The sequence below is a fragment of the Tautonia marina genome (assembly GCF_009177065.1).
GTDB classification, from domain to species: domain Bacteria; phylum Planctomycetota; class Planctomycetia; order Isosphaerales; family Isosphaeraceae; genus Tautonia; species Tautonia marina.
The window spans coordinates 343,974-354,738 of record NZ_WEZF01000005.1 but is presented as its reverse complement, the minus strand read 5'-3'; the positions used below and the strand labels follow the sequence as shown (position 1 = coordinate 354,738).

Below are 10,765 nucleotides of genomic sequence, written 5' to 3'. Positions count from 1 at the left end.
ATCTTGAAGGAGACGGACGAAATTCCGTATTTATACACGTCAATCCGTCCGCATCAAACCACCCTCCGTCCCGATCATCCCGAAATGACTGAAGGCCCGCAAGCGAGTCTTCGGAGGAACGCGACGGGTGGCCGGGGCAAAGCGAGTCTTCGAGCGTGCCCCGGATGAAACGGCCTCCGACACCGGGGCCCGCTGCGCTTGGCCCCCACCCGCCCGAACCACCGACGCCGCGCGCGTCGCCCAAGACTCGCCTGAGGACCCGTGCCCGTCAGCTCGAAGCTTTGTCTGCCCGGCGCGTGCCGCCGCCTGAGCGACACGACGAGAGCGACCTCACGAATCAGCGGCGGGCCGAATCGGAGGAATGAGGCCGACCCCCGGGTCGAGACCTCGGAGAGTCGAATGCATCAAACGGCGAACCTTGATGCGACTGCCCCCTGCGAAGGAGCTGAGCCACTGCCACCAATAACGTCCGCCTCCCGCTTGACCCATCCCCGGCTGCATCGTCGACCAAGCTCAGCGGACCCGGCCGCCGCGACGCATCCTGGTCACTCGATCGGTTTCTCCCGGCGGCCGGGTCCGCTGCAGCGCGAGGTGAGGCGCCTTCGCTCGGGGAGACTAGGAAGGAGGTTTCGACTTCGACCCCCCGGCGTTCTCTCAAGGGTCGCGGCCACTCGGGGCAACCCACGGGTTGGCCTCATGCTGCGGATTCGGTGTCTGCTGGCTCGACACCGGGCCCGATCCCGAGTCATACGAACGCCGACCTCCCAGCCGGCGGAACAAGCGACCGATCGAACGAGTTATTTCAGTCGCGAGGGCAAACCAGATCGTCGCGGCAAACGCGGAGGAAAACAGGGGCGCCAGACCAGTGCGATCCAGCGCAATGCTAAGCGCGAAGCACAACGCGATGAAGCCCCAGAGTCCCCTCGTGCGGATGCGATAACAACCAGCGACGATTCCGGCAGGGATGCCGAGAAAAAACCCGAGGAAACCAGCCACATTGACGAGCGACGAATTGTCCATAATCCCATCCGATCAGAGGATCGCCGAGTCTCACCGGGAGGGCGCTCCTGGCGTGGGGAAGGCTGATTCGGCCAGAACACAACCACCTGAGATCTTATGCGAATCCCGAGTCGACAACCGGGGCACCCGTCGAACGCCCAGGCTCAGCGGACCGGCCCGCCGAGAGTAACCGTCCGAGTGACCAGCAACCGCCGCCGCGGGCCTGGTCCGCTGTAGCGCGAGGTTAGGCGGCGGCTATCTCACTGGAAGTCCGGGGCACACTCGCAGACTTTCTTTGCCCCGGCCACTCGCCCGTCACTTGCTCGCGGGCGTGACGTCTTCGATGTCCTGCACCTTCTCTTTGTCGAGCGGGAATCGGATCTTCTCGCGGCCCTCGGCAAAGTTGAGCTCCGTGAGATCGACCTTGCGTACCCGACGATTGTTTTGCGTGTGGTAGTAGAGCGCCTTGTTCTTGGTATCCCAGCCCGTCGTCCAAAGAGTGGAGCTGCGCATTCCTCTGGTCGTGGCCTCGCCTTCGCCCTCGGCCGCGCCGAGCGGGACGTTGAAGTTGTCGAGGATGCGGAACAACTCGTACACGGTCTCCGGCCCGTCCGCGGTCTTTCGGGCCGATTGCGTGAACGCCACGGCACGAACGAACCGCGAGGGCGGCGTGAAATCGCCCGGCAGGCCGATCATGCCGCTTCCGCCGCCCAATGGTGCGAAGTTCATGTCCTCGAGCTTCTTGCTCGGCAGCGCGACGGCCGAGAGGTTCAGGTAGTTCCGCAGGTTGGTCTCGTGCCAGTCGTAGCTCGGCGAGTTGGTGATCACGCCCAGCGGCGCATCGAAGATCACCAGCTCACCTTTGAGATACTCGATGACGATTGCCTTGCCTCCGGGCTCGACGACGATGAAGTGAGCTGGCGGGGGGATGGCGATCACTGGCGCGATGACGGGCGTAACGTAGACTTTGCTGATGGCGACGCGGGCTTCGTCGACCGTGGCACAGGTCGAAAGCAGATACGCGATGACATCGCCGGGGCCCATGCTTTGGCCGGCCTTTTCCGGATCGTACTTCTGATACTCGGCGAAGCCGGGGTGGTAGAACCCGCCGACGGCGAGCCCCCTTTCGTTCATGCCGTCAAGGGTAACCTCCGCGTCCAGTCCGTCGAGCCCGACGAACCCGTACGGCCCTTGCCAGGCCATGCCGGGCTTCTTGTCGGGAGTGTGGGCCGTGAACTTGTACCCGCGGGGGTAGATCACCACTTGCGAGTTGAGATCGAACGATCCCCACTCCATCGTCCGGCCGTATACCACCGCGCCGTCCCGGGCTTTGAGGGTAATGCCGGTGCACGCGATGACCTCGCGCGCCGCCAGCACAGCCACAAGACTTGCAGCGAATGCGATCAGGGTGATTCTATGGAAGATCATGGGATGGGACTTCAGTGGGTGTGTCATGGACGCCTAACGACCAAGCTCAGCGGACCGGCCCGCCGAGGGTGACCTTGATGTTATCGGAAGCCGCCGCGGCGGGCCGGGTCCGTTGCAGTGCGAGGTTAGGCAGCTTTCCTGAACGGGTATCGCTTCCCCCTCGCCGGCCAGTGCCTTCTACAGGACCGACGCACCGGCGGGCAGGCCGCCACAGTCACCCGGAAGACGGCTACCACTGCCTCCCGGCCACGTTTCGCGGCTCCGGGGCAACGAACTCTTATCCGGGACCCGTTGTTTGACCTCTCGCATCGCCAAGGAAACTTAAATGATGTGCTGCATGCATGGCGTGAAATCTCTCGAACGATTCCTTCGACATTGCACCAAAACCGGGATGAGGCATAAGTGCCTCAGTGCTCTCGCGGAACCGAGTGATGCTTTTCTGCAGAGCCTCGAACTCACCGGCGTCACACACGTCGGAAGGGGGCACAAAACGTGAAGCCGTACGAATCCCAGCGGGTGAATCACCCCGGATCAATCGAGGTAAAAGAAACCCGCGAAGAAACGGACGAAGGGGGTAGCCGAGCACCACCGACCACGCCGGATACCCGTCGACGCTTGCATCGATTGTCGCCCCAATATGATTGCAGATTTGTCCGAGCGACCAGTTGCCGTGGCGAGTATATCCCGAACGCAAGAGGCGGCGGCATTCGTCGACCACAGCATCCAGGTCCCCAAATTCCAGTTTGCGACGCAAGATGTCTCCATTATTTATTAGGTCGAATCGAGCCGCCTAACGACCAAGCTCAGCGGACCGGCCCGCCGAGGGAAGCCATCCGAACGACCAAGAAGCGCCGCGGCGAGCCGGGTCCGCTGCAGCGCGAGGTTAGGCGGGATTCCGGTGAGGTCGGATAGGCCGGGCCATGACGACCTTAACCGGCAACACTTACCTGACGCACCCTCAGAACTCAAGCGAATCGGGCTTCCTGCCACGAACACCCGCCGCGAACAGGTAAATGGCAGCGGTGATCAACGCCGAGATGACGGAAATGCCCAAGACCTCAATCCACGGGACCGAGTAGAAGAAGTGCTTGATCGCTCCCTCGAACTCGCTGGTGTAATTGAAGCCGAAGCCGGTTCGCCGAGGCAGGAACATGATTGCTGCGATCATCACGGCGGAATTGAACAAGCAAAGCGAGAAGAAGATCTGATTTCGTTTCATGCCGGCACTCCCCTCATGCACCCATCGGGCCAACGCGGTGGGTTACCCCGCCGCGGAACAAGACTGTTCCTCGGCTATTCGTCAGAATCGACCGGATATTGAACCTTCCACCGCCTAACGACCAAGCTCAGCGGACCGGACCGCCGAGGGTAAGCCACGATTGACCGGCGAGCGCCGCGGCGGGCCGGGTCCGCTGCAGCGCGAGGTTAGGCGGCGCATCCGGGTAGGATGCGTCGCGACGCCCTACACGCCCGGCCTCAGCCCAAGAACCCCTCCATGAAGCCGGTGATTATGAAAACCCCGAGGCCCGCGACAGCAGCGCCCACGATCCCGAGCAGCGGGCCACCCCAGAGGAATCCGGCGGCCCCACCCGCCAATGCCGCGAGCGCGATGATCGCGACCCGCAGGAGGAACATCCTACCGACGATCTCGGACTCCGATGATGTCGGCTCGGGGGTTGCTCCGGCGGCCGCGATGTCCGCTCGGGCGCGGGCAATCGCGTGGCCACAGCTTGGGCATCCCGTCGAGTTGTTTTCGAGCGGAGTGCCGCAGGCCGGACAAGGACGCATCGATCTCCCCCGATTGCCGCCTAACGACCAAGCTCAGCGGACCGGCCCGCCGAGGACAAACTTCATGTTACCAGAAACCTCCGCGGCGGGCCGGGTCCGCTGCAGCGCGAGGTTAGGCGGACTGGCTGCGTCGCGACGTTCGCATGAGCAGGCGGCCGAGCGCGGCGAAGAGGCCGAGCAGGGCGCTGAGCACGACCCCCATGAGGGCGATGCCCCACGCGTCGCCCGCAGGCACAGGCCGACCCGCCAGGGCCGCGCCCACCGGGGGCCGGAGCACCTGCAGGGTGCAGATCAGGCCGACCGAGACGGCGAAGAGGAGGAGCGACGCGACCAGCCGGGTTCGCCCGCGGCCGCGGCGGACGAGGAGCATCGAAGTCGCGGCCCAACCCAGCGCGATGACCGGCGGCACCAGGGCTCCCAGGAAGGAGGGGTCGACGATGCCATACTCCCAGAGGCGCACGGCCGGCACGGCGCAGGCGCAGGCGACGGCGGCATAGACGACGAGCCCCATCAGCTGGCGGATCGTGAACGCCGGACGGATGCGATGACGTCCGCTGATCGGCTCGCCTCGCCGCATTGCTCCGCCCCTCCGCCGCCTAACGACCAAGCTCAGCGGACCCGGCCGCCCGATGAGCGATGAACAGAACAGAAACCGTCGCGGCGGGCCGGGTCCGCTGCAGCGCAAGGTTAGGCGTTTCTCTCACCTCGACCGTTCCAGCACTTGCTAGGACTGCTTAATAAGTGGGTCGGGCAGCCATAAGCCTTTATTATTGAACTTGTAGTCATTCAGCCAGCCTCGGACATCTCCTCCATTCTTGAGTTCGATCCCCAGCATGCTCAACTCCGATTTGTTGTACTTTTTCATTTCTGAAAACTCTGCAATTGTAACAATCATACCAACATGCCAGCCGTACTTCTGCCTTTCTGCGGAAATTGCGCCGATGACTCGATCAATTACTTCCACGCCCACATTGTCTTTCCACCTTTTAACTTCAACGAAATACCTGAGGGTGATTCCCAATTTATCGACTTTCTGCAGGGCGATGATGTCTGCCGCCGTTTCAGAGTTTCGGCCGACAATTTGGACGCCTTCGTATCCCCAACTGGCAAAAAATTCAGCAACCAAATGCTCGAAAATCTGCCAAGGAATTTTACGCAGATCTTCCGCGTGCTCTTTCAAGTGTGAGATCAAATATGGAGTAAGCTCTTTCGCCTGTTCGACGACCTCTGTGACGTCAATCCTTGGCGTGTTGTCCGCTAAATCCCGCTTCTGAAGTTCTTCAAGAACTGCCTTTCTGGCTTTATTGTATTCACGGCTAACTGTCGAGGGGCTGACCTTGAAGATTCGCGCAACTTCTTCGGTTGTGTACCAGTAACCATCACCATACCCAGTGCGAAGCAAAAAAATATGCTTTTGCCTGTATGGCAACGCTTCGGCTATGGCCTTGATCGTGGTGTCCAGTCCCGACGTAGCCATCTACGGTTCACTCTTCGTTTGCTCGATTCCGCCTAACGCCCAAGCTCAGCGGACCGGCCCGCCGAGGGTGTGTTACGACTGACGAGAAACCCGCCTGGCGGGCCGGGTCCGCTGCAGCGCGAGGTTAGGCGGAACCGATCCGCGGTCATCGGCCCAGGGCCTTGTACCCCCGGATTGCCTTCCGCATCCCGACCAGGCCCCAGATGGTGAACAAGACCGCGTTGATGAGTGTGATGAAGCCAAAGACCATGGCGCGAATCTCGTTGTCCTCGCCGACGGCTCGCCCTCCGACGGAGGCATTCAGGCACGCGGCGAACAGGAGCGCCCCCGTCGCCAGGAAGATTGCCGAAGAGATGGTGGCGGACGCGAGATGCACCGCTGTCGCAAGGTCCTTCCGGTCCATCGAGGAGTTCTCGCCCACAGTGTCAGCCCCCGCCGCCTAACGCCCAAGCTCAGCGGACCGGCCCGCCGAGTACAGCCTTGATGATACCAAGAAGCCGCCGCGGCGGGCCGGGTCCGCTGCAGCGCGAGGTTAGGCGGTCCCCAGCGGCGTACTCTCGAAGTCACGCAGCTCAAGGACACCATACTCGGGACAGCTCCCGACGGTGAAGAATACGCGACGGCCCTCGGCCTCGTAGTAGCAACGTGGCGAACCGCCGACGCGAAGGAGCGATTGCATCTCGTAGTGGCCCGGCCCGCGATACGGCTCGTAGGTATGGCTCCCCGGGGAACGAGCACCCTCAGCCCCGAGGAAGAGGCCAACCGCCAAGCCGTCGCAGAAGAACTCCGGGCCGTAGACAGTCATTCTGCCGACGCCGCCTAACGACCAAGCTCAGCGGACCGGCCCGCCGAGGGATAGCCTTGATGTTACCAGGAACCTGCGCGGCGGGCCGGGTCCGCTGCAGCGCGAGGTTAGGCGGCGTCCGCCGCAGGGAGAGCTTGACATGCAAGGTCGCGAGCCCCTTTCCGCGTTTCAGCGCACGATGATACGGCTGACCGTCGAGGTAGGCCCACTCGCTTGCGACATAGCCGGGCGCCGAGGCTCGAAACCAGAGCCAAGGGAGGTGAACGGCGAATGTGTCCTTCCTCAGGCTCTTGGTCCCGAAACACATGCAGTCGGACCATTCTCTCACGAGCTTGCCGGACGCATCGGCCTGCCGCGAGTAGAGCGATGCTTCGCGGTCCTCGGCGCAGAACCCGCCGCCTTCCGAGCGGAACTCGATTGCCGCCGACGGCACCGGCCGACCGCTGTCTGCATCCGTGACGACGAAGACAGCCCGCAAGTCGGTGTGCCCGACCCAGTGGGAGCCGTAGTCGAACAGTAGGAACGTCAGGCCGAGGAGGGCGACGACGAGGCAGGCCAACGCGACCTTCCACGGCTTCGCCATGCGTCACCGCCTCCGCCGCCTAACCTTGTTTCGGCGTACGATTCATCGCATTTGCGACAGACCGACGTCCGAATATTCGTGGTACAACACGACTGAATGCTCGTCTCATGGTCAATGTCTCGGCAATCGCCGGAGATTGCAAGGAAATTCTCGGGCTTCCACGGTGGGACCATCGGGGCATCGGCGGACTCGCCTCGACGCCACGTCGGCCGGATCGTCGGCCTCCTGTCCCGTCCTTGCGGCTGGTTCCGAGTCGACGCCCTCGACACCGAACAGGCTTGGCGGTCAGGAATTCGGGTTCATTGTGCGATTTCGTATGACCAAAAACCGGCTCTGACACGATGGTAATGTCAACGGAGATCGTGCGCGGTCATCGCGTTGCGGTCCCGAGTGATGCACCTGTGAACGTCACCCGAGCCGGAGTTCCCAATCATGCCCAGCCTTCGCCAGATCGAAGCCAACCGCCGCAACGCCCAGAAATCGACCGGCCCGAAGACCGAGGCCGGAAAAGCCAAGGTCGCCCGCAACGCCCTGAAGCACGGCCTGGCCGGTCACGGCGTCGTCCTCACCGACGAGATGACCGCGGCCATCGAGGAACGCAAGCGGCACTGGATCACGCAGTATCGCCCCGACAGCCCCGCCCAGCTCTGGCGGTTCGAGCGGATCGTCATCGAATCGGTCCGGGCCGATGGTTGCGTCCATCGCGCCGTGGCCCTCCGCGACGAACTCGCCCAGCGGGCCGCCGAATCCTGGGACGATGACCGCGCCCTCGATGTCGAACACCTCGGTCTGTCCCTCGCCGACCACCCCGAGGTCATCCAGCCAACCCTCCTCCAGAGCCGGCACGGCGTCCTCTGGCTCCTCGACCGCTGGGACGACCTCGCCGACCGCCTCGACCGCACCTCCGGCGACCTGAGCGATGCGGATCTGTCCCACCTGCTCGACCTGCTCGGCGTCCCGGCCTCCGACCGAAACGACGCCCGATCTCGATTGGTCGGAACCGGTTCCGACGAGCGTCAGGCGGTGGCCTCCCTCCTCGCCGACACCCGAACCGACCTGCAACACCGGCTCGACTCGTACCTGATCGACCGCGACGAGCGCGCCCGGATCGACGCTCAGGCCGGATTGAACGACGATTCGGTCGCCGTCCGCCTCCTCGACCGCTACGAAAATCAGGTCCTCCGCCGCCTCCGCCAGGCCGAGGCCGATCTCCGGCGCCTCCAGGGGCCGCATCCCGCCGACCCGGTCCCGGCTTCCCCATCTCCCCAGGCCGGGCCGAACTCCCCCGCCGATCTCCCCTGCCCGCCCGAGGCGCCGACCTCTTGCCGACCTCCCCAGCCCGAGCTGTCGCCCCAGGCTCCGGCCCCGGTCACGGGTCCCTCGGCGCGGCAACAACCGATTCCCCCGCCGAAGCGGCCCGACCGCTCCCGACCCGACGCGCTCCGGCCTTCATCCCCTTCCGGCTCCGCCGCTGCCGACGCTCAAGCCGATCGATCCACCCACCCGAGCCTCCCCAGGCCCGCCAACCGCCGCGAGCGCCGGGCCTTCAAAGCCTGGAAACGTCGCCACCCCGGCTGAGCCGGTTCGCTCGGTTTACAACAAGGAAGACCAAACAAAGCCAATCATTCCCTCGCCTCGACCTCGACCGGCACGCGCACCAGTTCCCCCTCGAACCGATCCCAGCCGAACCAGACGGCCAGGGCCCCCGGATGATGCCTCCGGACCCACCGCGTCGCCTCGTCGAGCCGGTCGATCCGCTCGGCGTCCGTCTCGGCATCGAGCGCCTGCACCAGTACCGCGGCCAGCCCGGCCTCGGGAGATTCCTGGTTAGCGGCATCCCGTAACTGGTTTGCTTCATTGCGGTTGTAGCGAGACGCCTCGGCCAGCGTGTACAGAGCCCAGAGGCGAATCACCGGGTCGTCATGCTCGCTCAGTTCGCGGAGGGGCACCGGCTCAATCGCTTCCCCTGCCCCCGATCCGTATGCCAGCGGGCGGAGCATCAGCAGCCGGAACCAAGCGGGCCAGCCGTCCCCCTCGCTCCGAGCCACGGCCATCGCATAGGCTCTTGGGTCGCCGGTGGCGGCCTCGGCGGTCAACGACTCGGCGATCAGGTAGCGGGCCAGGTCGGGCAGGTCGCGTCGGATGGCGATGTCGTACCGTTGCCGCTCGGTCGTCTCCGGGTTCCTCGCCAGGCGGTCGGCCGCGTTGACCCGCTCGACCACCCCTCGGTTCGGGTCGTGCAGGACGTACACATCCCGCCAGACCTCTCGGAGCGACCAGACCCCCCAGCCGAACCAGAGGATCAATCCCGCCAGGATCACCAGCCCCCCCAGCGCCAGGTACCAGAAGGCCCCATACTTCTCCAGGTTCGACCGCTGCTCCCACGGTTCGAGCGTCACGACCGGCAGGCTGGGCAAGGCTGGCTTGCCGTTCTCCGGAGGGGGTGATGACGAGGACTCCGACATGGCTTGCATCCTCCCTTGGCTCAGTTCGACTCCGGCCCGGCCGACCTCAGCCCGTCCTTGCTGCCGCCGTTCCAGGTCCCGGGCGGCTTCCCGCTCATCCCCAATCCGATTCCCCCGATCGACGGGGTCCTCCTCCTGGTTCACCAGGAACCGCGGCCGAGGTCGGTCCTCGTCTCCCGACATCCTCGAACCGTTGTACCCGATCGGAGCCGACCCTCCCAGCCCCGGCATCTTGGCTCCCGGAGCGGACGCCCGAACGCGCAGGGAACGCCCCGAATGCTCGCTCGCTTCTCCTGCCCCCGCGCTCCGTCGTTGCCCCCCCCAAGCGTGACGGGGGCCGATCCTCCGGGTACGCTACCGCCATCAATCTCGCCCGATTCCTTCCGGACAGGCGATCCTCAGACCCCGCTCGGGAGCCCGAACGATGCGCATCCTTTGGTACGGACACGCCGCCTTCCTGATCGATACCGAGGGGACTCGGATCATCCTCGACCCTTACACCTCGGCCGACGCCGGCTCCTACGCCCCGATCGCCGACCCGGCCGATTTCGTCGTGGCCAGCCACGAGAACGCGAAGTACCACAGCGGGCTCTCGGAGATCGTCCCCCCGTTCCAGTACCTCCTGGGCACCGAGTTCCCCTCGGAAGGGGTCGAGGCCCGTGGCATCCGCTTCGAGGCCCTCCCCGTCTTCGAGACCCCGGAGAAGCTCCCCGGCGACGAGGTCACCATCCTCCACTTCCGCGCCGAAGGCCTGCACATCGCCTTCCTCGGCGACCTTGGCCATGCCCTCAGCCCCGACGAACTGGCCCGACTCGGCCAGCCCGACATCCTCCTGTTCCCCGCCGGAGGCCCGCCGACGATCGACTTCCCACTCATCCCCCCCCTGGTCGAGGCCCTCGCCCCCCGGCTCATCCTCCCGATGCACTACCTGACCCCGAAGATCAACCTGAAGATCCAGCCCGTCGAGCGCTTCCTGGACGCCTTGCCCGACTGGCCCGTCGATCGCCCCGGTGCCTCGTCGATCACGGTCGATCCCTCGACCCTCGGGCCGCGTCGGATCGTCGTCCTCGACTCGGCCCGATAGCCTTGTCCGATTCTCCTTCGGGATCACAACCGAAGGCGTGGGAGGACCCCGAGCACCGCCTTCGCCTCGCCGCGAACCGCTTCCCTCGGAGTCCTTCCGCGATGACGCTCGAACCCCTTGTCACGCTCGGCAGTTC

The 10,765-nt window shown here is 64.6% G+C and carries 13 protein-coding genes; 2 read left to right on the top strand and 11 right to left on the bottom strand.

All coding sequences use genetic code 11. The annotated features are described in order from the left end of the window. Positions 1–654 precede the first annotated feature (654 nt). From GA615_RS08800 to GA615_RS08765, 10 genes are all read right to left on the bottom strand, one after another. Complete coding sequence (locus GA615_RS08800; protein WP_152050904.1) at positions 655–1,020, bottom strand: hypothetical protein; 366 nt, start codon at positions 1,018–1,020, stop codon at positions 655–657. A gap of 294 nt (positions 1,021–1,314) precedes the next feature. After that, on the bottom strand, positions 1,315–2,427 hold the full coding sequence (locus tag GA615_RS08795) for a linear amide C-N hydrolase (RefSeq protein ID WP_152050903.1): 1,113 nt from the start codon (positions 2,425–2,427) through the stop codon (positions 1,315–1,317). Positions 2,428–2,704: 277 nt separating this feature from the next. After that, positions 2,705–3,181: a DUF1569 domain-containing protein gene (locus GA615_RS28690; protein ID WP_201750144.1), complete on the bottom strand. Its 477-nt coding sequence runs from the start codon at positions 3,179–3,181 to the stop codon at positions 2,705–2,707. Positions 3,182–3,385: 204 nt separating this feature from the next. Next, positions 3,386–3,646 carry a hypothetical protein gene (locus GA615_RS08785; RefSeq protein WP_152050902.1) on the bottom strand — a complete coding sequence of 87 codons (261 nt, stop codon included), beginning with the start codon at positions 3,644–3,646 and terminating at the stop codon, positions 3,386–3,388. A gap of 257 nt (positions 3,647–3,903) precedes the next feature. After that, positions 3,904–4,062, bottom strand: a complete 159-nt coding sequence (locus tag GA615_RS27410) for a hypothetical protein (RefSeq protein ID WP_161602239.1) — start codon at positions 4,060–4,062, stop codon at positions 3,904–3,906. 265 nt (positions 4,063–4,327) lie between these two features. Further along, positions 4,328–4,792: a hypothetical protein gene (locus GA615_RS08780; protein ID WP_152050901.1), complete on the bottom strand. Its 465-nt coding sequence runs from the start codon at positions 4,790–4,792 to the stop codon at positions 4,328–4,330. Positions 4,793–4,939: 147 nt separating this feature from the next. Next, the gene (locus GA615_RS27405; RefSeq protein ID WP_161602238.1) at positions 4,940–5,692 is read right to left on the bottom strand and encodes a restriction endonuclease; all 753 of its coding nucleotides are present in this window, start codon (positions 5,690–5,692) and stop codon (positions 4,940–4,942) included. A 145-nt stretch (positions 5,693–5,837) separates the two neighbouring features. Then, on the bottom strand, positions 5,838–6,095 hold the full coding sequence (locus GA615_RS08770) for a hypothetical protein (protein ID WP_152050900.1): 258 nt from the start codon (positions 6,093–6,095) through the stop codon (positions 5,838–5,840). A gap of 129 nt (positions 6,096–6,224) precedes the next feature. Continuing rightward, positions 6,225–6,371 (bottom strand): hypothetical protein, encoded by a 147-nt coding sequence (locus tag GA615_RS27400; RefSeq protein WP_161602237.1) that lies wholly within the window; start codon positions 6,369–6,371, stop codon positions 6,225–6,227. A gap of 61 nt (positions 6,372–6,432) precedes the next feature. Beyond that, positions 6,433–7,080 carry a hypothetical protein gene (locus GA615_RS08765; RefSeq protein ID WP_152050899.1) on the bottom strand — a complete coding sequence of 216 codons (648 nt, stop codon included), beginning with the start codon at positions 7,078–7,080 and terminating at the stop codon, positions 6,433–6,435. A 432-nt stretch (positions 7,081–7,512) separates the two neighbouring features. Here GA615_RS08765 and GA615_RS08760 point away from each other — a divergent pair, with 432 nt between their 5' ends. Continuing rightward, positions 7,513–8,658: a hypothetical protein gene (locus GA615_RS08760; protein ID WP_152050898.1), complete on the top strand. Its 1,146-nt coding sequence runs from the start codon at positions 7,513–7,515 to the stop codon at positions 8,656–8,658. A gap of 44 nt (positions 8,659–8,702) precedes the next feature. On the opposite strand, the gene GA615_RS08755 is transcribed toward GA615_RS08760, so the two are convergent. Next, positions 8,703–9,545 (bottom strand): hypothetical protein, encoded by an 843-nt coding sequence (locus tag GA615_RS08755; RefSeq protein ID WP_161602236.1) that lies wholly within the window; start codon positions 9,543–9,545, stop codon positions 8,703–8,705. Positions 9,546–9,969: 424 nt separating this feature from the next. Between GA615_RS08755 and GA615_RS08750 the strand changes: the two genes are divergently transcribed. Continuing rightward, positions 9,970–10,629 (top strand): MBL fold metallo-hydrolase, encoded by a 660-nt coding sequence (locus GA615_RS08750; protein WP_152050896.1) that lies wholly within the window; start codon positions 9,970–9,972, stop codon positions 10,627–10,629. Positions 10,630–10,765: the final 136 nt, after the last annotated feature.

Bases quoted from the DNA above. Each gene is read 5' to 3' on its own strand.
- GA615_RS08800 (WP_152050904.1), bottom strand. From the start codon at position 1,020: ATGGACAATTCGTCGCTCGTCAATGTGGCTGGTTTCCTCGGGTTTTTT.
- GA615_RS08795 (WP_152050903.1), bottom strand. From the start codon at position 2,427: ATGATCTTCCATAGAATCACCCTGATCGCATTCGCTGCAAGTCTTGTG.
- GA615_RS08785 (WP_152050902.1), bottom strand. From the start codon at position 3,646: ATGAAACGAAATCAGATCTTCTTCTCGCTTTGCTTGTTCAATTCCGCC.
- GA615_RS27410 (WP_161602239.1), bottom strand. From the start codon at position 4,062: ATGTTCCTCCTGCGGGTCGCGATCATCGCGCTCGCGGCATTGGCGGGT.
- GA615_RS08780 (WP_152050901.1), bottom strand. From the start codon at position 4,792: ATGCGGCGAGGCGAGCCGATCAGCGGACGTCATCGCATCCGTCCGGCG.
- GA615_RS27405 (WP_161602238.1), bottom strand. From the start codon at position 5,692: ATGGCTACGTCGGGACTGGACACCACGATCAAGGCCATAGCCGAAGCG.
- GA615_RS08770 (WP_152050900.1), bottom strand. From the start codon at position 6,095: ATGGACCGGAAGGACCTTGCGACAGCGGTGCATCTCGCGTCCGCCACC.
- GA615_RS27400 (WP_161602237.1), bottom strand. From the start codon at position 6,371: ATGCAATCGCTCCTTCGCGTCGGCGGTTCGCCACGTTGCTACTACGAG.
- GA615_RS08765 (WP_152050899.1), bottom strand. From the start codon at position 7,080: ATGGCGAAGCCGTGGAAGGTCGCGTTGGCCTGCCTCGTCGTCGCCCTC.
- GA615_RS08760 (WP_152050898.1), top strand. From the start codon at position 7,513: ATGCCCAGCCTTCGCCAGATCGAAGCCAACCGCCGCAACGCCCAGAAA.
- GA615_RS08755 (WP_161602236.1), bottom strand. From the start codon at position 9,545: ATGTCGGAGTCCTCGTCATCACCCCCTCCGGAGAACGGCAAGCCAGCC.
- GA615_RS08750 (WP_152050896.1), top strand. From the start codon at position 9,970: ATGCGCATCCTTTGGTACGGACACGCCGCCTTCCTGATCGATACCGAG.